The following is a 22731-nucleotide window of genomic DNA, read 5'->3' as shown; positions in this document are numbered from 1 at the left end:
AGCCAATGCAACTGACTACCCTTCATCAACTGCTCAGATTGTGTATTGTCCTGGGTTCTGCTGCCGGGAGCATTTTCGCGATTGTGCTGACTGCCCCTTATGTATATCCATTCATCATCAGCAGCATCCTGGCTATCCTGATGAATCCGATCATCCGTTTGATCGAGCAGAAGACGAACTTGAACCGGACGGCAGCAGTGGGACTGATTTTATTAACTTTTTTAGGATTATGTGTTGGCGGCCTTGCACTGGCGGTAAATGAAATTGCCCAAGGTGCAACGTATCTGGCTAAAAAGGTTCCTGTTCATTTCAATGATTTTGTGGGTTATATTCAAAGACTGGCAGAAATCTATGTTATTCCGTATTATGAAAAGCTCATGTCTTTTCAGCAAGGGTTGGGATCAGGTCAGCAAGAAGCATTCGATGAAAATCTACAGGCAGTCATACAGCACCTCTCCGCCACACTTGGAGATGGCATCCAAGCTGCACTGGAAGCATTCCCCATGATGCTTGGCAAAGCACCACTTTATATCAGCGTCTGCATCGTTGTCTTCCTGGGAACGTTCTTCATCTGCAAAGACTGGGAGAAGATCATAGCTCTTTTGGACCGTTTTCTTCCTGACTTGCTGGTTTCCTCATCAAAACAAGTTGGAAAAGGGATGGTAAGGGCATGCATAGGTTTCCTGAAGGCTCAAGCTTTGCTTTTAGGTCTCACATTCGTCATCATGTGTCTGGGATTCGCCATCCTGCGCATCGAGCATCCGATAGCCACGGCATTTTTCATCTCCCTAGTCGATGTTGTGCCGTATTTAGGGACAGGCATCGTCTTTGTCCCTTGGATACTTTACAGCTTCCTGACCGGAAACTTTTCTCTGACCATCGGACTGGCTATCCTTTATCTGGCCATCGTCCTGCAACGGCAGCTGATGGAGCCCAATTTATTGTCTGTTCAGATCGGGCTCCATCCGCTGGCAACGCTGATTGCCGTCTTTGCCGGTTTCCAGCTCCTTGGTTTCATCGGCCTGCTTGCCGGACCCATTGTGCTAGTCGTGCTACATACGCTCCACCATACTGGTGTGCTGCGTATCCTTTGGCTGTATATAAAAAATGGCAACCAGACTTAGCGGCGGTAAACCCGTATCGTATTTTTCGACACAAGCCGCATGAGAAGCGCCTGGACCCAATAACGAAGTCTTTTACGAGTGAAAGGCAGCAAAAATAATAAGCCGATCAAGTCGCTGAAAAAACCGGGCAGTAATAAAAGAAATCCGCCAATAAGTATGCATATTCCATTCAGGAGCTCATCTGTCGGCGGCTGGCCATTTTGCATTTGCTCCCTGGCCCTTTTATATGTCTGGATTCCTTCACGGCGGGCAAGCGCCACACCAAGCACACCAGTCGCTGCAATCAGAAGGAAAAGCCAAAGAAAACCGATTTTAGAACCAGCCCATATAAAGAAAATCACTTCTATGGCCGGAAACAATATAAAAAGAAAAAGTAACGCTTTTTTCATATGCAACGCTCCATTGATCAGAATAACTTTAGTTTAACACAGCATCATGGCAAATAAAAAAGGAGAGGACCGATGCCCTCTCCTTCCTTTTGTGCTTTATAGTACGCTCGCATGACCGTCGTAAATATCACCTTTGGCAGCATCGACTGTAACCAATGCACCGTTGGAGATTTTCGTTGTAGCTTCTGCCACGCCTACTACGACTGGAATGCCAAGGCTCAAGCCGACTACCGCTGCGTGCGATGTCAAACCGCCTTCTTCCACGATCAGGCCGCCTGCCTTCTCGATGGCAGGCATCATGTCTTTATCCGTACCGTACGTTACAAGGATATCCCCTGGCTGAAGAAGACGCTGCGCTTCGTCTGCATCCTTTGCAACGACAGCTTTACCATAAACACTGCCTTTACCGATGCCTTGTCCTTTGGCAAGGATGTCGCCAATCACATGGACTTTCATCAAGTTTGTTGTACCTGTTTCGCCTACTGGTACACCTGCAGCGATGATGATACGGTCCCCGCGTTGGAACAACTCGGTAGACAAACCAGTATCCACTGCAAGATCAAGCATGTCATCCGTAGATTCCACACGTTCACCCGTAACAGCTTGAACACCCCATACTAGGGAAAGTCTGCGGTTTGTAGCTTCATCGAATGTAACAGCTACGATAGGTGCTTTCGGACGATACTTGGAAATCATTTTCGCAGTGTAACCGCTGGAAGTAGCAGTAACGATCGCGCTGACACTCAAGTTGATGGCAGTATGACCGACAGACTGGCTGATTGCGTCTGTGATTGTCATATCGCTAGCCTTGGAGCGTTCGTCAAGAATCGCTTTGTGATCCAGCGCAGTCTCTGCTTTACGCGCAATGTTATTCATAGTGCGGACTGCTTCAACTGGATAGTTACCGGCAGCAGTTTCACCAGAAAGCATGATTGCGTCTGTACCGTCGAAAATAGCATTGGCCACGTCGGATGCTTCTGCACGTGTCGGGCGCGGGTTGCGCTGCATGCTGTCAAGCATTTGGGTTGCTGTGATAACTGGCTTTCCAGCGATATTGCATCGTTTGATCATTTCTTTTTGCGCCAATGGCACATCTTCTGCAGGAATTTCGACACCAAGGTCACCACGTGCAACCATCAAACCATCACTGACTTGCAAGATGCTGTCCAGATTATCGAAACCTTCTTGGTTCTCGATTTTAGGAATGATTTGGATATGACCAGCTTCGTGCTTTTCGAGCAATTCACGGATTTCCAAAACATCGGAAGGACGTCTTACGAAAGAAGCCGCAATGAAATCGACGCCTTGTTCGATACCGAATTCAATGTCGCTGGCATCTTTATCTGTGATACCTGGCAGATTCACGCTGACGCCTGGTACATTGACACCTTTTTTATTTTTAAGCAAACCGGAGTTCAATGCTTTTGTCTTGATTTCGTTGTTAGCTTTATCGATGTCCAATACTTCCAGTTCAATCAAGCCATCATCCAATAGAAACTTGGAACCGACATGCACATCGTTGATCAAGCCTGGATACGTTACCGAGAATCTTTCTTTGGAACCTTCCATCTCATTCATGGAAACGAAGATTTCGTCACCTTTTTCGATATGCGCTTCGCCGCCTTGCAAAACGCCAGTACGGATTTCAGGACCTTTTGTATCCAAAAGGATAGCAACTGTTTTGCCAGTGCGTCTTGAAGCTTCGCGGATATTCTTGATGCGGGCACCATGCTCTTCGAAATCTCCGTGGGAGAAATTAAGGCGTGATACATTCATGCCTGCCTCGATAAGTTCAACCAGTGTTTCTACGGACTCGGAAGCCGGTCCGATTGTACATACGATTTTTGTCTTTCTCATTATGAGAATCCTCCTTCAGTAGTGCAACAACTATTAAATCGATAATTCCTGGGACAGCCTGTACATGTCCATGTCGATCTCATGTTTTTGATCCAAGATTTCCAGAATATCATGATCCACAAGTTTATTATTCTGTATTCCTACCATGCGCCCGGATTTACCTTCCAGCAATATATCGACCGCTCTGCCGCCAAGTCGGCTCGCAAGCACCCGATCATTAGCTGTAGGGGATCCGCCCCTTTGCACATGACCTAGAATCGTCACCCTTGTGTCCATATTCGTAGCTTCTTCGATACGCTTCCCGAATTCAAAACCGCTGCCGACACCTTCTGCAACGATGATGATACTATGCTTCTTACCGCGTTCCTGCCCGCGTTTCAGACGGTCGATCACGTCATTGAAATCAGTAGGCTGTTCGGGGATCAGGATGCTTTCGGCACCGTCTGCAAGACCTGCCCAAAGGGCAATGTCACCAGCATGGCGGCCCATTACCTCGACCACATACGTACGTTCGTGGCTTGTAGCGGTATCGCGCACTTTGTCGATTGCCTCGATAACTGTATTCAGTGCTGTATCAAAGCCAATCGTAAAGTCGGTACCCGGGATATCATTATCGATCGTCCCTGGCACCCCGATACATGGATATCCTTTTTGCGTCAGCTTCTCTGCTCCGCGGAATGATCCATCACCGCCGATGACAACAAGTCCTTCGATACCGAAACGCTTCAGTTGTTCGATACCTTTTTCCTGTCCTTCATCCGTCTTGAATTCTTCGCAGCGCGCAGTATGCAGTATGGTACCGCCGCGCTGGATGATATCACCGACAGATCCGAGATCAAGCTGTTTGATATTGCCATCGATCAAACCTTGGTAGCCATTGTATATACCAAACACTTCCAAATCATGATAAATAGCTTTTCTTACAACTGAACGGATTGCCGCGTTCATGCCTGGAGAGTCTCCTCCGCTTGTCAGAACACCTATCTTCTTCATGCGCTCACCTCTGAGTAATTTCGATTATAGAACTTTTATACCCTTTCAAAGATAATCCTTATCAGACTTATTATCAAATAAAAACATATAATTTTCTTATTAAAAAAAGTAAGAGGAAAAAATCCGCAATAAAGCCTATGTAAATCGTTTACAGAAGTGGAAGATGAAGTCAGCTTTACACGCGCTTATTCAGAGAACGAACCCATATTACTGTATTTTTCCCATCTTTGTTCCAGCAATACTTGCTTGTCCAGTTTTTCAAGCTCCGTAAGCTGCTCTTCAATCACTTGATCCACAAGTTCAGCCTGTGCCGGCAGATCCCGATGGGCACCTCCGCGGATTTCCGGGATGATGGCATCAATGATGCCTAGTTCCTTCAAATCAGGTGCAGTGATTTTCAATTTTTCAGCAGCTTCCTTTGCTTTGCCGCCATCTTTCCAAAGAATGGAAGCGGCGCCTTCTGGTGATATGACGGAGAATGTGGAATTCTCAAGCATCAGCAAACGATCACCAACACCAAGTGCCAGCGCTCCGCCGCTGCCTCCTTCGCCGATGACGATACAGATGATCGGCACTTCAAAGCCTGACATTTCCATCAAGTTTCGGGCAATCGCTTCGCTTTGCCCCCGTTCTTCTGCTGCACGTCCAGGGAATGCTCCCTTTGTATCGATGAAGCAAATGATCGGGCGTCCGAATTTAGCCGCTTGCTGCATATGGCGCGCTGCTTTTCGGAAACCTTCAGGATGAGGCATGCCGAAATTGCGACGGATATTCTCTTTGGTCGTCTTGCCGCGCTGATGCCCGACAATCGTGACCGGGCGACCTTTGTATTTAGCAATGCCAGCTACGATTGCAGCATCATCGCCATAATAACGGTCCCCATGAAACTCCAGGAAATCAGTGAAAAGATGTTCCACATAATCGAGCGTCGTCGGACGCTCTGCATGTCTTGCCATCTGCACACGATCCCACGGTTTCAAATTCGTGTAAATATCATTTTCAAGCTTTTCCAGACGTGATTCCAGCTTAACGATCTCTTCTGATAAATCCAGATCGCTTTCCTTCGTGAATGACTTCAGCTCCGCAATTTTCTCGCGCAGCGCGATGACCGGTTTCTCGAAATCCAATACTTGTTTCATGATACGTTTCCTCCTGCTTGATGAATATCGAGGATGGTAGTCAGATATTTCTGCATATCATGGCGATTGATGACAGCATCCAGCTGTCCGTGCTCCAACAGAAACTCTGCGGTCTGGAAGTCTTCCGGCAATTTCTCCCGGATCGTTTCCTCGACAACACGCCTGCCAGCAAACCCGATCAAAGCACCGGGCTCGGCAAAGTTATAGTCCCCCAAAGAAGCAAAACTCGCGGAAACACCGCCATATGTAGGGTTGGTCATGACAGAAATCATCAGACCGCCAGTATCGCGGAAACGCTGTACAGCTGCGGACGTCTTGGCCATTTGCATGAGGCTCAAGGCGCCTTCTTGCATCCTGGCACCGCCGGATGCTGTAAAGATGATGAATGGTATGTTTGCTTCACGTGCTTTCTCGATTGCACGCGCAATCTTTTCCCCGACAACGGAACCCATGCTTGCCATGCGGAAGCGGGAATCCATGACTGCAACAGCAGTACGGAAACCGTTGATGGTACCCTCACCAGTTACGATTGCTTCTTTTAAACCTGTCTTCAGCTGGTCCTTCTCCAATTTCTGCGTATAGCTTGGGAATCCCAGCGGATTGTCGGTTTTTAATTCTGTATCATATTCCGTAAATGAACCTTCATCAAACAAGCTATTAATTCGCTCGTCAGAAGGCAATTGGTGATGGTGGCCGCAGTTCGGACACACATACAATTGTTTTCTCATCTCTTCTCGGTAGTAGATTTTTCCACAATCCGAGCATTTGAGCATGAGTCCCTCAGGAATATCTTGCTTCGCCTCTTCACTAGGCTTGGAAGCATGTTTCTTCTTGCTAAAAAAATCTTTAAGCAAGGTAATTCCTCCTTTTGAACAAACGCATCTAACTATTTATTGTACCATCATTTGCTTGGAAGTGCCCGTAAAATTCATCTATGTAAATACTTATAACCTGCTATAAGCAGACATTTTCCAACAATGGAAATGTCTGCTTGCACAGGTTGCCTATCAATCTTCGTCGATGATTGTCAACTGACGCGTCTTCTCCGCTACTTCTTCCGGATCAACTGTAATGCGGTTGACGCCAGTGTCCATCGCTGCTTTTGCCACTGCTTTCGCAACAGCTGGTGCAACGCGTGGATCGAATGGTGCTGGAATTACATAATCTTCGTTCAAGTCGCTTTCGTCGATCAATTCAGCGATCGCTCTAGCGGCTGCGATCTTCATTTCTTCGTTGATGCCAGTCGCACGAACATCCAAGGCACCACGGAAGATACCAGGGAAAGCAAGTACGTTGTTCACTTGGTTCGGGAAGTCGGAGCGGCCAGTACCGATTACGCGGGCGCCTGCTTCTTTTGCATCAGTTGGCAGGATTTCCGGATCCGGGTTCGCCATCGCAAAGATGATCGGATCTTTTGCCATTGTGCGTACGTCGTCTTTGGACAATAGGTTGGCCAAAGATACACCGATGAATACGTCAGCGTCTTTGATCGCATCAGACAGGCTGCCTTCCTGACGGTCACGGTTGGTGATTTTTGCTACGCGGTCCTTCATTTTGTTCATGCCCTCCGGACGACCTTCGTAGATCATACCTTTGGAATCACACATGATGACGTTGTTCACGCCAAGGCTGTGCAACAATTCAATGATTGCGATACCGGCAGCACCAGCACCATTTGCGACAACTTTGATGTTATCGAAGCTTTTACCAACCAATTTCAAGGCATTCAGCAAACCAGCAACCGTTACGATGGCAGTACCGTGCTGATCATCATGGAATACTGGAATGTCCGTTTCTGCTTTCAGGCGCTCTTCGATTTCGAAGCAGCGAGGCGCAGAGATATCTTCCAAGTTGACGCCGCCGAATGTTGGCGCCATCAATTTAACAGTTCGGACGATTTCGTCCACATCGTTTGTATCAAGCACGATTGGGAAGCTGTCTACTCCTGCGAAGCTTTGGAACAGGACGGATTTTCCTTCCATTACCGGCAGGGATGCTTCCGGACCGATGTTTCCAAGGCCAAGTACGGCAGAGCCGTCACTGACAACCGCAACCATATTGCCTTTCATTGTGTATTCATACACGTCATCCTTGTTTCGATGGATTTCTTTACAAGGTTCCGCGACACCAGGGGAATAAGCAAGGCTCAAATCCCTAGCATTGCGGACTGGGATCTTCGACTTCATTGTCAATTTGCCTTTATGTTCACGGTGTATTTTCAGAGCATCTTCTCGTAAGTTGGACATATTTTCTCATCCTTTGTGTAAGTTATAACATGACGGTCTATACAGACGTTTATACATTATAGGGACATCTTCCCACTGTGTAAAGAAAGGAGAATCATCACTATTCTGATACCGCGATGTTTTCCTTGCCGAATTGCTTCCTGAGCTCTCCGAGCATTTTTTGATTCAGCTCCAGGTGGTAGGACGCAGCTAATTGATAGCTTTTTCGCGTCTCCTTATGAACGACGATGACTGGCACATTGCCCGGATATTTTTTCGCACATTCGCGGACGATTTCCAAGACTTCTTCTTCATCGATGTCATTGTAACGGATGAAGAGCCGTTCCTTGCTTGGTTCCAATCTCTCTTCGGAAAACAACTGCCCTTCTTGCAATATCAGCTGTCTTTCCCCATTTCTTTCTTCAATCCGACCGACCAAGTCGAGCAACGCTTCTTCTTCCAAGAAACGCCCGATCTGCCGATGTAAATCCGGAAACACCACAGCTTCCATTTCGCCAGTCTCATCTCCAAGCGTCAGAAACGCCATCGGCTGCCCTTTTTTTGTCCGAATCGTCCGCTGCTGAAGCAGCACTGCTGCCACCCGGACTTGCTTTTTCAGCGGGAAGGATTCTGTCTGCTGCACTGTAATATGGCCGCTGCTGCGGAGATTACTACGATAGCTTGCGAGCGGATGACTGGAAATATACAAGCCGAGCACTTCTTTTTCGTACTTTAAAATGGCAAGCGGCGAAAAAGGTTCCTGTTCTTCATATGTGGCCTCGAATTCAACTTCTCCCAAGAGTGATGGCTGCTCATATAATTCCTTGAACAATTCCGCTTGCTCCATCGCTTTGTCGATGGTGGCCAATACTGCCGCTCTATTCTCATGGATAGTATCGAAAGCTCCAGCCAAAATGAGTTGCTCCAGTGCCGACTTACTTATGTTCACCCGTATGCAAAAATCAAAAAGATGCTTGAATGGACCAGCTTTGCGTGCTTGGACGATTTCCCGCACAACTTGGGCACCTATTCCCTTGATCGCCAGCAACCCCATCCTGATATGCTGATTTTCCACTGTATACTTGCCATAGCTTTTATTCACAGACGGGGCAAGCACCTTGATCCCGCTCTCTCCTGCTTCTCGCATATACTGGCGTATTTTTTCAGGCTGATTGGCGACCCCGCTCATCAATTCCGCAAAAAAGTTAGCAGGATAGTGCGCTTTTAAGTAGGCAAGCTGATATGCAAGATAGCTGTATGCAACGGCATGACTGCGGTTGAATCCATAATTGGCGAATTTCACGATCCAGGAAAATACTTCCTTTGCAGTATCGGCGCTGTATCCTTTTTCTATACTGCCTGCTAAAAAGCGGCTTTCTTCCTGTTCCAGTACTTTTGCGTCTTTTTTGCTTACTGCCCTGCGAAGCAGATCAGCCTCTCCCAGCTTGTAGCCTCCCATGGAAGCTGCAATTTGCATGATTTGTTCCTGATAGACGAGAACACCATACGTTTTCTCCAAAATTGGTTCAAGATTGGCATGCGGATAGCTTATTTTCTCTTCTCCATGTTTTCGTCGGATAAAGACTGGTATATAGCTCATCGGACCTGGACGATACAGCGCATTGACAGCGACGATATCCTCAAATGCCGATGGCTTCAGCTGCCGGAGCACTTGCTTCATGCCGCTTGATTCGAATTGGAACACACCATTCGTACGCCCTTCCCGAAATAGGCGGAAAGTCGCTTCGTCATCAAGCGGAACCGAATCCATATCCAATTTCCGCGGCAGGCCTTGCAGAACGTGATCCATCAATGTCAAATTACGCAATCCGAGGAAATCCATTTTCAATAAACCAAGCTGCTCCAGTTCCTTCATGGCAAATTGAGTCAATGCTACTTCTTCATGTCCGGAAGCGAGCGGCACTGTTTTCACTAGCGGGTCGGAGCTGATCACGACTCCTGCTGCATGCGTCGAAACATGCCGTGGCAGACCTTCCAGCTTCACGCCTATGCGGAATAGCTGCTTCAACTGATCTGATTCCTTGACATAAGCCGTCAGTTCTTCGGAAGACCGTAATCCAGCTGATAAGGATGAGGCATTATTCGGAATCAATTTGAGTAAGTAGCTTGCATCCGCCGGCGATATTTCCATCGTCTTGATCAGTTCCCGCAGAAGCGAACGGGCTGCAAACGTGCCGAATGTGATGATTTGCGCCACATGCTCCGCACCATATTTGTTTTGCACATAACGAATGACTTCATCCCTTCGGTAATCGGAAAAGTCGATATCGATGTCCGGCATCGAGATTCGTTCCGGGTTCAAGAAGCGCTCAAATAACAGACCGTATGCCAGCGGGTCGATTGCTGTGATCCCCAGTACATAGGCCACAAGGGATCCGGCTGCGGACCCTCGTCCCGGGCCGACGCGGATACCATGTTCCTTGCTATAACGGACAAAATCCCAAACGATAAGAAAATAATCACTGAAGCCCATTGTTTTGATGACACCAAGTTCATACGATAGCCTGTCTTTGGCATCTTGGCGGTTTCCGTACAGTTCCATCAGACGCTGCTCACATATTTCTTGCAGATATGTGTCTGCTTGTCCCCCATTTGGCACCGGAAAAGCTGGCAGATGACGCTGATCAAGTTGCAGCTGGATCGTACAGCGCTCCGCAATCATGCCGGCCTGAGCCAGCGCTTCTTCCCATAATGAACTTTCGGAGAGACCTTCCATTTCAGCCGCAGTGCGCAAATGATGCTTCAGTGCTCCCGTGTACTGCGATGGTTCCCAAACTGTACCTTCTTCCATTGCTGACAGACAATGATAAGCATCAGCATCTTCTTCTTGTACATAACGCACGTCTCCAGTAGCCGCAAACCGAAGCTGATGCTGCTTTTGCCAATTCATCAATGTCTGGTCATCCAGATTCTGTATCTCATCAGGACTGATTCCTGCGTATAAACGCTCCCCGAATATCGCCAGCCATGGATCGATTTGGAGCTGCATCAATGCGTGCGTCGGAACGATGGCAATGACGCCGTTCCGGTAATCATGCAAAGATGCAAGCGGCAGCGGCTTTGTCTCGTTTGTCTGTAAATATGTACTTAACTCCGCAAGTTGCTGATAACCTGTGTCATTTTCAGCGAGCAGTAATGTTTTCATCACTTGCCCTTCTGCCTCGACAGGTACATGGATACCGATGATCGGCTTTATACCCGCTTCCAAGCAAGCACGATAAAACGGCACGACAGCGTACATGACACCATCATCCGTTAAAGCGAGCGTCTCAAAGCCTGCTTCCTTGGCTTTTTTCACCAACTGAGGAATTTTGATCGTACTTTGAAAGAAGCTATAGCTACTCCTGATTTGAAGATGTGTAAATGTCATACATCATTACCGCCCTTTTTTCCACTCTCCCCATTATATACGAATTCCTTCAGACTTTGAAATGACTAACATAACTAGTCCTTTGCTGCCATAGGGTAGAAAAAGACTATTAAAAGGGGTTCAGTATGGAAGAACGCGTAATCATATCAATGATGCATTGTTACTTCATCGCACTCGGCGTTATGATCGGAGGCTGTTTCATCGGCAGCATCGGCGCATTTGCCACCGGCGAACCGCCGCTGACTGCCATCAAACGCATCTCCAGCGGTATCCGCATATGGGCAATCATCGCCGCAATCGGGGGTACATTCGATGCAATCAGCAACTTCGAAAAGGGGATCTATCAAGGTGCTACCTTTGATGTCATCAAACAAATCCTGATTATCGTCGCTGCAATGGGAGGCGTTAAAACGGCTCTTTTGATCATCGGATGGTTCATCCAGGAGGATGTCTCCTGATGCGGATACCGCCAATTTATAAACAAAGTGCTTGGCAGCGGTTCTTGGTTGGATTTTTTCTTGGAGGCATCGTTTCCTATTTTGTCTATTTGTTCATGTACGGAACACTATATGAAGAATGGGTGAATGAAAAAGCGGAAATGGAAGGTACGATTCACGATTTGGAACGGGATATCGAAGTGTTGAAAGATAATAATGAAGAAATGAACGAATTGAACCAAGAAGGGCTTATCATCGATGAAATCACCATTGATTTGGAGATGGATGAAAGCTTGGAGCTGGACAAACTGATCGAACATGAACTGAAAGAAGCAATCAAAGAGGAAGCACGGCACATGATCGGACGGAGTGTGAATGGCGCTGTGCAAAGCACACCATTATTATTGGGTGCAATTGAAAACAAAGTTTATAAACTGGATAATTTCCAATATGAAGTCACTGTCAAACAGCTGATCATCTCAGAGATCCTCTATTTGACAGTAACAGTGGAAAAAGCTATTTAGTTTGCATCGAAGTGACGGCAAATATCCTGTAGATCCTGTTCCAGCCTGTCTGCTTCCTCCCAGCTGTATACAGTGGCGCCAGAAGCAAATACATGGCCGCCGCCATTATATTTACCGGCCAAGCCATTGATGACAGGTCCTTTCGAACGGACACGCACCCGGATCTGTTCTTCTTCCTCGACAAAGAACAGCCATGCTTTGACACCTTCGATATTGGCAATCGTTCCGACGAGCTGACTCGTTTCCAAAGATGTCACCTGGTAGGTTTCCAGGATTTCTTTCGTAAGACGGATGCTGCTCACACCGGTTTCGTGCAAGGTGAGATTCTGCAGGATATATCCTTGCAGCCTAGCCAACTCCTGCCTGGAGGCATACATTTTCTCATATAATGCCGTGCGGTCGAATGGATACTTGACCAACTCACCTGCATAATGGAAAGTTTTCTCGCTTGTCGATGGGAATAAAAATCGTCCTGTATCACCGACAATCCCTGCATACAGCAGCATAGCTCCCCGCGTTGTCAGCTGCAGTTCCGGATGGGCTGCGTACAGCTCGTAAATCATTTCACTCGTGGAACTGGCTGTCGGAACAACCCATTGCACATCTCCATAACGATCCACTTCGGGATGATGATCGATTTTTATGATTTCTTTTGCCAACTTATACCGTTGATCGGAAATGCGCGGCTGGTTGGCTGCATCGCAGATGATGGCAAGCGCATGTTCAAATTCACTATTCTCTATCGTATCCATCTCTGCCAGGAAGGTTAAGGAAGGATCCGCATCCCCAACAACATATACCTGTTTTTCAGGAAACGACGCTTTGATGATCTCACTCAAACCCACTTGGGAACCGTAGGCGTCTGGATCGGGCCGGACATGTCGGTGAATGATGATTGTTTCATGATTTTTTATTCTTTCCAGGATTTTATCGTGCATCATATCCCCCTCCATCTATGCTCAGCGGTCCAATAGCTGTGCCATGAGCAGCGCTTTTGCAACTAATGTTTTCTTGTTACTATACACTTCGATATCCATTTTCGCCAGCTTCCGCCCAACTTCCAGAATGCGAGGCTTGATCAGGATGGTGCTATCCAGCTGGATGGGACGCAGGAAGTATACGGAGATATTATCGACAACCATATCCCCTTTTTTCATTTTCCGGACATAACGGCGGCTCGCCTCTGTGACAAATGTGTTCAATACACCTGTGGAAAGGCTGCCAAGCTGGTTCGTCATCTGAGGTGTCACTTTACCTTGGAAGACGATTTCCGGCGATTCATCTTCCAGTAAATCGATTTCCCTCGTAACCAAATCCTCGATGGTTTCCCCGATCTGCGGCTGCAGCTGGATTTGCTGCAGTGCTTTGAGCACATCCTGCCTGGATATCAGACCTTGCAGTTTATGCTGCTGATCGACTACCGGTATGATCTCGATGCCTTCCCAAACCATCATGTGCGCCGCGTAAGCAAGTGTTGTATGCTTTTGGACCGTTAGCGGATTTTTCGTCATCGCCTTCACGACGGATAACTGTCTGTCTTTGTTGATGATATCTTTAGACGTTACCATGCCTGTCACTTTATTCAAGCTGTTCGTGACCGGGTAACGTGTATGGGTCGTTTCTGCGTTGAAAGCATACCATTTTTCCAGGGTATCTGTTTCTTGTAAGAAGTATGTATGTTGTAAAGATGTATAAATATCTTCCACGACGATGATTTCTTTTTTTATCATCTGGTCATAAATCGCCCGGTTGATCAATTCGGCGACGGTGAATGTGTCATAGCTTGTGGAGATGACAGGCAGTTCCTTTTCATCTGCCAGCCGTTTGATTCTGTCATCCGTATCGAAACCACCGGTGATGAGCACGGCTGCCCCTTCCTTGATGGCTAGCTCATGCGCTTCGATCCTATTCCCGACAATCAGCAATGCGTCTTTTTGGGTATAGCGCATCATGGCATCGAGCTCCATTGCTCCGATGACAAATTTATTCAGCGTCTTATGCAGTCCATCCCTGCCTCCAAGCACCTGTCCATCAACGATACCGATGATTTCAGCAAAAGAAAGCCGGTCGAAGTTATCTTTGATTTTCGTCTCGATCCGGACTGTCCCGACACGCTCGATGGTGCTGACAAGTCCTTTGTTCTCTGCTTCTTTGATGGCGCGGTATGCTGTTCCTTCACTTACGTTCAATTCTTTGGCGATTGCCCGTACAGATATCTTCCCCCCAACAGGAAGGTTTTCTATATAACTGATTATTTGATTATGTTTAGTCGACATTCCTTCACCATGCTCTCATCTGTACTAGTCTTTTTTTATCTATTGTTATTGTACAGTTTTTAGGCGAAGGTTTCAATTTCCGAAAAAAATAGCTGCTCACTTAGTAAAAAACAATAAAAACATCTCTTGCATCACTATAACAGATCAAAAAAACAGCATCCCATCGACGGGATGCTGTTGCATTAGATTGTGATTGATTGTCCAGGTTCCAAATGGACGCCTTCACCAGGTTTCACTTTTTCAGCAAATGCCGCTCCATCTTGTTCAATCAACGGGAATGTATTGTAATGGATCGGAATGACTTTTTTCGCCTTGACCCATTCAGCGGCAATCAGTGCATCTTCCGGTCCCATTGTGAAATTATCCCCTATCGGAAGCAATGCCACATCGATGTCGTTCGTATCCCCGATCAGTTTCATATCCGAGAATAGACCTGTATCGCCTGCATGATAGACAGTCTTGCCTTCTGCTGTGAACAGGATACCTGTTGGCATGCCCATATAATGAGAGTTGCCATCTTCGTCTGTAATGGCGCTGCTATGGAAAGCTTGCGTCAGTTTCACACGTCCGAATTCGAATTCGTGTGCACCGCCGATACCCATCGGGTGCGTATTCAATCCTTGATTCCCTAAGTATACTGCCAATTCATTCGGCGCCACAACAAGTGCACCAGTGCGTTTTGCAATGGAAACTGTATCTCCTACATGATCATTATGTCCGTGTGTCAGAAGGATGACATCAGGATTGACATCTTCTGCTTTCAAATCACAAGTACCATTTCCAGTAATGAATGGATCTATCAATATCGTATGTTTATCTGTAACAATCTGTACGACTGCTTGTCCGTGGAATGAGATTTTCACGTCTCCAACCCCTTTTCATTTTTTCGCATATAGTGTACCACAGTTGCCACCGGAAGAAACGCAATACGTTTTTTGCTATACTGGAAACAAAGGAGGTTTTATTTATGCAACACAGAATCGATACATTATTACAACAGCTGAAAGGTAACAGCACAGACAGCGTGTTCATCACCTCCATGGAGAACGTATATTATGTGAGCAACTATTATACAGACCCGCACGAGCGCCTCGTCGCCGTCTTCATGGATCAAAAGGATGCGCCGCTGCTGATATTGCCGGCTATGGAAAAAGAAGATGCCATTCAAGCAGGCTGGAAGGAAGAAATGCTTACATACCAAGACCATGAGGATGTTTGGCAGCTATTCAAAGATTATCTGAAAGAGCGCGGCAGAACGCCTGCCTCCATGGCCATCGAAAAAGATCATATGTCGGTCATCCGGCTGGAACTGCTGCAGCGGATTTTGCCGGATACAGCATTCCCGAGTGCGACGGAACTGCTGCAGAACTTGCGGAATATCAAAGACAAAAAGGAATATACTCTGCTGAAACAAGCTGCTGTCCTCGCCGATTACGGTGTGAAGACAGGCATTGAAGCAATTGCTGCAGGTAAAAGCGAACTGCAGATCGTCGCTGAGCTTGAGTATGCACTGAAACAAGAAGGTGTGACCAGCATGTCATTTGCGACCACTGTTCTTTCCGGCGCAAAAACCGCTTCACCACACGGAGTACCAGACAGCAAACAAATCGCACCCGGTGACCTTGTCCTATTCGATTTGGGAGTCATTTTCGAAGGGTATTGCTCGGATATCACCCGCACTGTTGCCTACAAGCACGTAACGTCGGACCAGCAGCATATCCACGATACAGTCCGCATCGCACTCGAGAAAGCCACAGCAGCATCTCAAGTCGGAACTAGTATTTCCGAGATCGACAAAGCGGCCCGCGGTCACATCGAGCAAGCCGGCTACGGGGAATATTTCACACACCGCGTCGGACACGGCTTGGGTATCGGCGTGCACGAATTCCCTTCCCTATCCAGCAATAATACACAAGCTTTACAGGAAGGTATGTGCTATACCATCGAACCCGGCATTTACTTGCCAGGAGTCGGCGGCGTGCGCATCGAAGACGATATCTTCCTTACGAAGAATGGTCCTGATGTGCTTACGGCCTTTCCGCGTGAATTGCAAATCATCGGTTGATAGAAAAATGGGGCATCCAAAATGGATGTCCCATTATTTTTTAGCTGATATATAATGATGGATCCATTAAACTCCTTTCACTTCCCACATATTCCTCCGTCACTTCGATAAAAGCTTTCAATGCTTGAGACATGATTTTCTTTTTATGATAGCAAAGCTGCAAATCGATTTGAAAGTCTAGCTGACTACCTGCCAAAATAGCAATAGACCCTGCTTTCACTTCATCCTTGACGGCAATCAACGGCAGTGCAGCAATACCCAAACCTTTCTTTACACATTGTTTAATGGCTGCAATATCAGCTAGCTCCAATTTTTTTATGGCAGTTCTTTTTTCAGGATTCACAAATTCCTCAAATATATCACGGTAATCACATGGCTCGGTCAATAAAAGCTGCTCATGCTTCAACTGTTCATGCGTGTACCTACCTGCAGCCAGATTGCTATTGGGATGGCATACGATGACGATTGGTTCCCGCTTTAAATTTTTTATTACCAAAAGATCATCCTTCATTTTTTTCATCGATAACAATGCGATATCAATCTTGCCCTCGTACAGCAATTCTTGAAAGGATTTTTCGGAGATGCCGGGTTTGAATATGAGCTGTACATTAGGATAAGCCGATTGAAACCGATGCAGTATGTCAGGCAGACGATAACTGCATTGCGTTTCGGATGCACAAATCGTCAGCACCCCCTTTATACTGCTTCTTTTCGATTCAAAGTGATTCTCCGCTTCTTCAAGAGTATCGAGAATTTTATCAGTATATCCCAGGAATTCCTTGCCCACTTCAGTCAGATAAATCCTCTTGCCTACTCGCTCGAACAAATGAAATCCTAATTCCTCTTCCAGGCTTTGAATATTGGCGGAAACACTGGATTGTGCATAACCAAGCAGACGTGCCGTCCGTGTAAGATTAAGCTCCTTTGCTGCCGCTTGAAAGATTTTCAGCTGTTTCACTTCCAAGCTGTCTCCCTCCTTTATCGGCTCATCCGATTGGTCTTATCATAATTTCTCTATAGAATGATCATATCACGTCTGGTAATATATTTCTTAAGATTTTGATAATTCAGTTAAAGGAGGAACCAACTATGCATCCCTTATTTTCATGCCCTACTACAATAATGATGAAAAATGGTCTTTCACATTCTATTACTGCAATTCTTGCCGATTCTTATCCGGAAGTGAAAACTATCATGATAGTTAGCGACAAGGGCATTGTCCAAGCTGGTTTGATGGATGAAATTCTTTCTTCTCTGGAAGAACACGGATATGCAGTTCATCTTTTTACCGAAGTAAAACCGAATCCGCGTGAAGAAGATTGCGAGGAAGGATGCCGTCAATTCCGATTGACCAACCCGGAACTGGTCCTTGCCATCGGCGGCGGCAGTGTGATTGATACCGCCAAAGCAATCGCACTTGTTGGTCCGACAACTTACAACATTAATGATATGGTCCCAAAAATCCCCAAAGAAATTGAACCTGCCCATCTTGTCTGTATGCCGACAACTGCTGGCACAGGTGCTGAAGTGACAAGATCCTCTGTTCTTACTTTGGGAAAGTCATCTCATTTGAAGATCACACTTAAAAGCGAAAAAATACGTCCACAGCTGGCACTTATCGACCCCGTACTCTCTTATTCCGCACCAGTGCATGTAAAGATCTATGCTGGCGTCGATGCCTTCGTACATGCTTTGGAGAGTTATACCAATAAAAGGAGCAATCCTGTTTCTGACGTACTGGCAGTCCGCGCCATGCAGCTTGCATTTGAGAATCTGCCACTGATTCATCAAGACAAAGATGCAGAACCGGCACATGGAAAGATGATGGAAGCCAGTCTGCTGGCTGGTATGTCATTTGCTTCCTCTGATGTTGCCGCTATCCATTGCCTGTCCGAAGCATTGAGCAGTCTCTACGACACACCGCATGGTTTGGCCAACTCCATTCTTCTACTGCCTGTGATGACATATAATGCCGAAACAAGCAGTGATGTATACGGAAACTTATCAAGGGATCTTGGGATTGCATCCCCGGAAGAAACCGATGAAGAGGCAACTAGCAAGCTCCTAAGTAAGATTGCCTCCTTTGTCCAGCAATTGGAAATACCTTCCCTGCAATCATTGTCTTATGTCAAAGAGAAAGATTTTAAACAGCTTTCCGAAATTGCTTTTAAAAACGGTTCAAATATCAATAATGCTAGGGAGATGACGAAAAAAGATTATCTCACTGTTTTGGAGCAGCAGCTGACAGTGACGAAAATATAGGAGGGCCCACATGGCAGAAGATCAGAAAAAGAAGATCATTAATGATTATGAACGGGAGCCTGTACCAGAAAACGAACGTAAAGGCTGGCTTCGCCTCATGACTGTTTGGCTCGGTATTTCCATTGCGCTTTCAGCTACCGTCCTCGGCGGGACTTTGGGAAGCGGACTTTCCTTTCCCCAAGCTATGGCAGCTACTTTTATCGGCACCTTCATCTTAGCGGCCGGAAGCGCGTTATGCAGTGTGATCGGAAGCAAAACCGGTTTATCAACCAGTTTGATTGCTCGTTTTGCTTTAGGTAAGTATGGTTCTTATCTTGTTTCTGTAATCATCGCCATCTCCTTGTTTGGCTGGTTTGGAGTCCAGCTAAATCTATTCGGAACCAGTTTTCAAAATGTCATACAGAATATTTTTGGTATAACGCTGAACGCTCAGTTATTGGTTGTCGTTGGCGGCATCTTGATGACTACAACGGCGATGATCGGCTATAAAGCTATCGAAAAGCTCAGCATCGCCGCCGTTCCTTTGATGTGTCTCCTTTTATTCGCTTCTTTATGGCGAGTCATGCAAGAAAGAGATTTAGCAGAGGTCGTACAAGCGCCATTAATCGCAGAACCTTTGCAGCTCGGGGTAGCTATCTCTATGGTAGTGGGGTCACTGGCGGTAGGTGCAGTCATTGCGCCTGATATATCCAGGTATGCTAAGAGTTCCAAACATGCCGTATTCGGAGCATTCACCGGATTGTTCGTCGGATACAGTTTAGTACTCGTCATTGCAGCTATCCTGGCAAAAGCCACCCAAGAAACGGATATCGTCTCCATCATGCTTGGACTTGGCTGGGGAACGTCAGCTATGTTGATATTGATCCTGGCCCAATGGACGACGAATGATAGCAATCTTTATTCATCAGCTCTAGGTTTTGCTGTCATTTTCAAACGTGTACCAAAATTTGTCCTAACCATCATAGCAGGGGCAATCGGTACGATCCTTTCCATTCTAGGTATCTACGAGCACTTCACATCTTTCTTGAATTTCCTTAGCGTGCTGATACCACCAATCGGCGGTATATACGGTGCTGACTATCTTCTTAACCGAAGCAAATACCACTTCAAGAATCTCGACAAAATGAAAAATTTGATGTTCATCGGGATGACATCCTGGGTTCTCTCCTCAACGATTGCATTTATGACCACACCTGCACCTGTCGGATTTGGATTATTCGAAATCACCAAAGCACCTGGATTGGATGCCTTTCTATTAGCATTCGTTTTCCAATGCCTATTCATCTTTATGCATAGACGCTTTCAAAGGCAAACAGATCTACCAGAATATACCCCAAAGGAGAATGAAGCATGAGATATTTAGGAAAACAGGAAATAGAAGATATCGCAGTGGGCGCCGCTTTACTCGGCACAGGTGGCGGCGGAGATCCTTATATCGGAAAACTGATGGCATTGCAAGCGATAGAAGATTTCGGACCGATTAAATTATTAAGCTTGGATGAAGTTCCGCCCAGCTCTTTGATCGTACCATCAGGCATGATGGGAGCCCCCACGGTCATGATTGAAAAAGTACCGAACGGCGAAGAAGCGATTGCAGCTTTTAAATCTCTGGAGAAATACTTGGGTCAAGAAATTTTCGCTACCATGCCAATCGAAGCTGGAGGAGTGAATTCCCTTCTGCCGCTTGCTCTTGCTGCGCGACTGGGCTTGCCGGTGATCGATGTCGATGGGATGGGCAGAGCTTTCCCTGAATTACAAATGACAACTTTTTATCTGGATGATATTCCAGCCGCACCAATGGTCATTGCAGATGAAAAAGGTAATTCCGCTTTATTGACTACGATCAATAACGTCTGGGGCGAACGAATAGCACGTGTTTCCACGACTCAAATGGGCGGATCAGTCATGATGGCGATTTATCCGATGCAGATCGAACAGATTCGTCAAAGCGGTATCAAAGATATCCTTAGTTTTGAGGAGAAAATCGGCAAAACGATACGTCTTGCTAAAGCCAACAATCAAAATCCAATAGAAGAAGTTCTCCAGGCAACTGGCGGATTCGAACTTTTCCAAGGAAAAGTATCTGATATTGAAAGAAAGACAGTGACCGGATTTGCACGAGGAACTGCCAGTATAGAAGGTTATGGTGAAAATGCTGATGAGACGCTTACACTGCATTTTCAAAATGAACATTTGCTTGCCAAGACAGAAAAACGTTTATTATGTGTAACACCTGATTTAATTGCTGTACTGGATGCAGAAACAGCTCTGCCGATTACGACCGAGGGACTGCGTTACGGCGCCCGCTGTGTGGTGATCGGTATCCCAAGCCACCAGAAATGGCGAACACCTAAAGGAATTGCCACTTGCGGACCGGGTTATTTCGGATATGATGTCGAATTCCAGCCACTTGAATCACTCATTCGTTTGAAAGGAGCTGTAAAATGAAAAGCTATCGAATCGGAATAGATGTTGGCGGCACTCATACCGATGCAGTGCTTCTTGATGAGAACTACAGCGTATTGGCAAAAACAAAAGCTCCTACAACAGAAGAAGTATCACAGGGAATATATCGGGCAATGCAAACCGTGATAGCAGAAGCAGATGTAGATCGCTCCCTCATCGACTATGCCATGCTCGGGACGACGCATTGTACAAATGCCATCGTGGAGCGTAAACGTTTGAATGATGTGGCAGCGATACGGATTGGTGCACCTGCAACACTTGCAGTGAAGCCTTTGGTAGGAGTTCCTGACGATTTGAAAGAGATATTGGGAAAACACGTCTATTTAGTTAAAGGCGGACATGAATTCGACGGCCGGGAGATTCATGAACTGGATGAAACAGAACTATATCGCATCGCACATGAAATAGATGGAAAAGTGAATTCCATCGCCATCACTTCTGTCTTCTCCCCCGTATCTGATCAGCATGAAATGCGGGCGGCTGAAATCTTTAACGAAGTACTTGGCGACATCCCTATTTCCCTTTCAAAGGAAATCGGCAGTGTCGGATTACTCGAAAGAGAAAATGCGACCATACTCAATGCTTCTGTAGTAGCTGTTGCCACAGCTACAGCTGATGGTTTTGTACAAGCCCTTGAAGCGGAAGGTATATCCGCAAAAGTTTTCTTCGGACAAAATGACGGCACGCTCATGTCGGTGGAGTATGCGAAAAAATACCCGATACTGACGATAGCTTGCGGCCCTACCAATAGTTTGAGAGGTGCAACATATTTGACGGATGAAGCAGATGCGATCGTGGTGGATGTAGGAGGCACAACGACGGATATCGGCATCCTGATCAATTCCTTTCCGCGCGAGTCTTCACTTGCAGTCGAAATCGGCGGTGCACGCACGAATTTCCGGATGCCTGATTTGCTTTCGCTTGGTATCGGCGGTGGTACAATCATCAGACAGCAGGATGACGGGGAAATCACGATCGGACCTGACAGTGTCGGTTATCAGCTGTCTCAGAAAGGGCTTGTATTCGGCGGGGATACATTGACTACCACTGATATCATCGTTGCTTTGGGAAAAGCGGACATCGGAAATGCTGCATACGTCAGTCACTTGGATCCTCCGCTACTGGAAAAAGTATACAAAAAAATCATCAGCGATGTGGAGACAGCTATCGACAAGATAAAAACGAGCGCTGGTGATGTCCCTGTCATATTGGTCGGAGGAGGAAGCATTCTTTTGCCCGAGAAACTAAAAGGAGCTTCCAAAGTGCTGAAACCGGAAAATTATGAGGTTGCAAATGCCTTAGGGGCAGCCATCTCCCAAGTGAGCGGGCAGGTTGAACGGGTATTTTCTTTGGATAAGTTAGGCAGAGAGCAAACACTGCAGTCTGCAAAAGATTTGGCTGTCCAGGAAGCCATCTCGGCAGGAGCTGATCCCGAAAAGACATTCATCGTCGACTTGGAAGATGTGCCGCTTGCCTACTTACCAGGCAATGCCTCCCGTATACGCGTGAAAGCTGCTGGACCGCTGCTGCATCTGGCAGGAGCAGATGTGATATAATGCTGCCATCAAAAAGGCTGTCTCCCG

19 protein-coding genes are annotated in these 22731 nt (G+C 46.6%); 8 read left to right on the top strand and 11 right to left on the bottom strand.

The features are described from left to right. The first annotated feature begins 5 nt into the window (after positions 1 to 5). Complete coding sequence (gene ytvI / locus SFC66_RS06055; RefSeq protein ID WP_411217826.1) at positions 6 to 1124, top strand: sporulation integral membrane protein YtvI; 1119 nt, start codon at positions 6 to 8, stop codon at positions 1122 to 1124. Here ytvI and SFC66_RS06050 read toward each other — a convergent pair. From SFC66_RS06050 to dnaE, 7 genes are all read right to left on the bottom strand, one after another. Then, positions 1121 to 1513 (bottom strand): FxsA family protein, encoded by a 393-nt coding sequence (locus tag SFC66_RS06050; protein WP_411217825.1) that lies wholly within the window; start codon positions 1511 to 1513, stop codon positions 1121 to 1123. The genes ytvI and SFC66_RS06050 overlap by 4 nt on opposite strands. Before the next feature lie 96 nt (positions 1514 to 1609). Further along, complete coding sequence (gene pyk / locus SFC66_RS06045) at positions 1610 to 3370, bottom strand: pyruvate kinase (protein WP_411217824.1); 1761 nt, start codon at positions 3368 to 3370, stop codon at positions 1610 to 1612. A 33-nt stretch (positions 3371 to 3403) separates the two neighbouring features. Then, complete coding sequence (pfkA, locus tag SFC66_RS06040; protein WP_411217823.1) at positions 3404 to 4363, bottom strand: 6-phosphofructokinase; 960 nt, start codon at positions 4361 to 4363, stop codon at positions 3404 to 3406. Between the two features lie 185 nt (positions 4364 to 4548). Then, positions 4549 to 5502 carry an acetyl-CoA carboxylase carboxyl transferase subunit alpha gene (gene accA / locus SFC66_RS06035; protein WP_411217822.1) on the bottom strand — a complete coding sequence of 318 codons (954 nt, stop codon included), beginning with the start codon at positions 5500 to 5502 and terminating at the stop codon, positions 4549 to 4551. Beyond that, positions 5499 to 6356, bottom strand: a complete 858-nt coding sequence (accD, locus tag SFC66_RS06030) for an acetyl-CoA carboxylase, carboxyltransferase subunit beta (protein WP_411217821.1) — start codon at positions 6354 to 6356, stop codon at positions 5499 to 5501. Before accD ends, accA begins: the two co-directional genes overlap by 4 nt. Before the next feature lie 153 nt (positions 6357 to 6509). Further along, entirely contained in the window at positions 6510 to 7748 is a 1239-nt protein-coding gene (gene ystJ, locus SFC66_RS06025) for an NADP-dependent malic enzyme (RefSeq protein ID WP_411217820.1), read from the bottom strand. A gap of 100 nt (positions 7749 to 7848) precedes the next feature. Beyond that, complete coding sequence (gene dnaE, locus SFC66_RS06020) at positions 7849 to 11118, bottom strand: DNA polymerase III subunit alpha (protein WP_411217819.1); 3270 nt, start codon at positions 11116 to 11118, stop codon at positions 7849 to 7851. A gap of 125 nt (positions 11119 to 11243) precedes the next feature. Between dnaE and ytrH the strand changes: the two genes are divergently transcribed. Then, complete coding sequence (ytrH, locus tag SFC66_RS06015) at positions 11244 to 11576, top strand: sporulation membrane protein YtrH (protein ID WP_411217818.1); 333 nt, start codon at positions 11244 to 11246, stop codon at positions 11574 to 11576. Then, positions 11576 to 12079 carry a sporulation membrane protein YtrI gene (gene ytrI, locus SFC66_RS06010; RefSeq protein WP_411217817.1) on the top strand — a complete coding sequence of 168 codons (504 nt, stop codon included), beginning with the start codon at positions 11576 to 11578 and terminating at the stop codon, positions 12077 to 12079. Before ytrH ends, ytrI begins: the two co-directional genes overlap by 1 nt. Here the strand turns inward: ytrI and SFC66_RS06005 are convergent. The 3 genes from SFC66_RS06005 to SFC66_RS05995 all read right to left on the bottom strand — a co-directional run bounded on the left by SFC66_RS06005 (position 12076) and on the right by SFC66_RS05995 (position 15218). Beyond that, positions 12076 to 13017, bottom strand: coding sequence for a DHH family phosphoesterase (locus SFC66_RS06005; protein WP_411218700.1), 942 nt, complete (start codon positions 13015 to 13017; stop codon positions 12076 to 12078). The two genes, ytrI and SFC66_RS06005, sit on opposite strands and share 4 nt — an antisense overlap. A 21-nt stretch (positions 13018 to 13038) precedes the next feature. Continuing rightward, positions 13039 to 14355, bottom strand: a complete 1317-nt coding sequence (locus tag SFC66_RS06000) for a DRTGG domain-containing protein (protein WP_411217816.1) — start codon at positions 14353 to 14355, stop codon at positions 13039 to 13041. 182 nt (positions 14356 to 14537) lie between these two features. Beyond that, a complete protein-coding gene (locus tag SFC66_RS05995) occupies positions 14538 to 15218 on the bottom strand; it encodes a metal-dependent hydrolase (protein WP_411217815.1) in 681 nt (226 codons plus the stop codon). A gap of 104 nt (positions 15219 to 15322) precedes the next feature. On the opposite strand from SFC66_RS05995, the gene SFC66_RS05990 reads away from it, so the two are divergent. Beyond that, positions 15323 to 16420 (top strand): M24 family metallopeptidase, encoded by a 1098-nt coding sequence (locus tag SFC66_RS05990; protein WP_411217814.1) that lies wholly within the window; start codon positions 15323 to 15325, stop codon positions 16418 to 16420. A gap of 40 nt (positions 16421 to 16460) precedes the next feature. On the opposite strand, the gene SFC66_RS05985 is transcribed toward SFC66_RS05990, so the two are convergent. Then, entirely contained in the window at positions 16461 to 17378 is a 918-nt protein-coding gene (locus tag SFC66_RS05985) for a LysR family transcriptional regulator (protein ID WP_411218699.1), read from the bottom strand. A 131-nt stretch (positions 17379 to 17509) separates the two neighbouring features. Here SFC66_RS05985 and SFC66_RS05980 point away from each other — a divergent pair, with 131 nt between their 5' ends. From SFC66_RS05980 to SFC66_RS05965, 4 genes are read left to right on the top strand one after another with little or no spacing between them, the layout of a single operon-like run. Further along, positions 17510 to 18682: an iron-containing alcohol dehydrogenase gene (locus SFC66_RS05980; protein WP_411217813.1), complete on the top strand. Its 1173-nt coding sequence runs from the start codon at positions 17510 to 17512 to the stop codon at positions 18680 to 18682. Between the two features lie 10 nt (positions 18683 to 18692). Further along, positions 18693 to 20036: a cytosine permease gene (locus SFC66_RS05975; RefSeq protein ID WP_411217812.1), complete on the top strand. Its 1344-nt coding sequence runs from the start codon at positions 18693 to 18695 to the stop codon at positions 20034 to 20036. After that, a complete protein-coding gene (locus SFC66_RS05970) occupies positions 20033 to 21130 on the top strand; it encodes an S-methyl thiohydantoin desulfurase family protein (protein ID WP_411217811.1) in 1098 nt (365 codons plus the stop codon). Before SFC66_RS05975 ends, SFC66_RS05970 begins: the two co-directional genes overlap by 4 nt. Continuing rightward, the gene (locus SFC66_RS05965; protein WP_411217810.1) at positions 21127 to 22704 is read left to right on the top strand and encodes a hydantoinase/oxoprolinase N-terminal domain-containing protein; all 1578 of its coding nucleotides are present in this window, start codon (positions 21127 to 21129) and stop codon (positions 22702 to 22704) included. The genes SFC66_RS05970 and SFC66_RS05965 overlap by 4 nt, the downstream gene beginning before the upstream one ends. Positions 22705 to 22731: the final 27 nt, after the last annotated feature.

This window comes from Terribacillus saccharophilus, from assembly GCF_046592895.1.
In the GTDB taxonomy this organism is placed as follows: Bacteria; Bacillota; Bacilli; order Bacillales; family Amphibacillaceae; genus Terribacillus; species Terribacillus saccharophilus_D.
This window is presented reverse-complemented; position numbering and strand designations above follow the sequence as displayed.

Excerpts from the sequence above, each read along its gene's own strand:
- ytvI (WP_411217826.1), top strand. The coding sequence starts at position 6 with ATGCAACTGACTACCCTTCATCAACTGCTCAGATTGTGTATTGTCCTG.
- SFC66_RS06050 (WP_411217825.1), bottom strand. The coding sequence starts at position 1,513 with ATGAAAAAAGCGTTACTTTTTCTTTTTATATTGTTTCCGGCCATAGAA.
- pyk (WP_411217824.1), bottom strand. The coding sequence starts at position 3,370 with ATGAGAAAGACAAAAATCGTATGTACAATCGGACCGGCTTCCGAGTCC.
- pfkA (WP_411217823.1), bottom strand. The coding sequence starts at position 4,363 with ATGAAGAAGATAGGTGTTCTGACAAGCGGAGGAGACTCTCCAGGCATG.
- accA (WP_411217822.1), bottom strand. The coding sequence starts at position 5,502 with ATGAAACAAGTATTGGATTTCGAGAAACCGGTCATCGCGCTGCGCGAG.
- ystJ (WP_411217820.1), bottom strand. The coding sequence starts at position 7,748 with ATGTCCAACTTACGAGAAGATGCTCTGAAAATACACCGTGAACATAAA.
- dnaE (WP_411217819.1), bottom strand. The coding sequence starts at position 11,118 with ATGACATTTACACATCTTCAAATCAGGAGTAGCTATAGCTTCTTTCAA.
- ytrH (WP_411217818.1), top strand. The coding sequence starts at position 11,244 with ATGGAAGAACGCGTAATCATATCAATGATGCATTGTTACTTCATCGCA.
- ytrI (WP_411217817.1), top strand. The coding sequence starts at position 11,576 with ATGCGGATACCGCCAATTTATAAACAAAGTGCTTGGCAGCGGTTCTTG.
- SFC66_RS06005 (WP_411218700.1), bottom strand. The coding sequence starts at position 13,017 with ATGCACGATAAAATCCTGGAAAGAATAAAAAATCATGAAACAATCATC.
- SFC66_RS06000 (WP_411217816.1), bottom strand. The coding sequence starts at position 14,355 with ATGTCGACTAAACATAATCAAATAATCAGTTATATAGAAAACCTTCCT.
- SFC66_RS05990 (WP_411217814.1), top strand. The coding sequence starts at position 15,323 with ATGCAACACAGAATCGATACATTATTACAACAGCTGAAAGGTAACAGC.
- SFC66_RS05980 (WP_411217813.1), top strand. The coding sequence starts at position 17,510 with ATGCATCCCTTATTTTCATGCCCTACTACAATAATGATGAAAAATGGT.
- SFC66_RS05975 (WP_411217812.1), top strand. The coding sequence starts at position 18,693 with ATGGCAGAAGATCAGAAAAAGAAGATCATTAATGATTATGAACGGGAG.
- SFC66_RS05970 (WP_411217811.1), top strand. The coding sequence starts at position 20,033 with ATGAGATATTTAGGAAAACAGGAAATAGAAGATATCGCAGTGGGCGCC.
- SFC66_RS05965 (WP_411217810.1), top strand. The coding sequence starts at position 21,127 with ATGAAAAGCTATCGAATCGGAATAGATGTTGGCGGCACTCATACCGAT.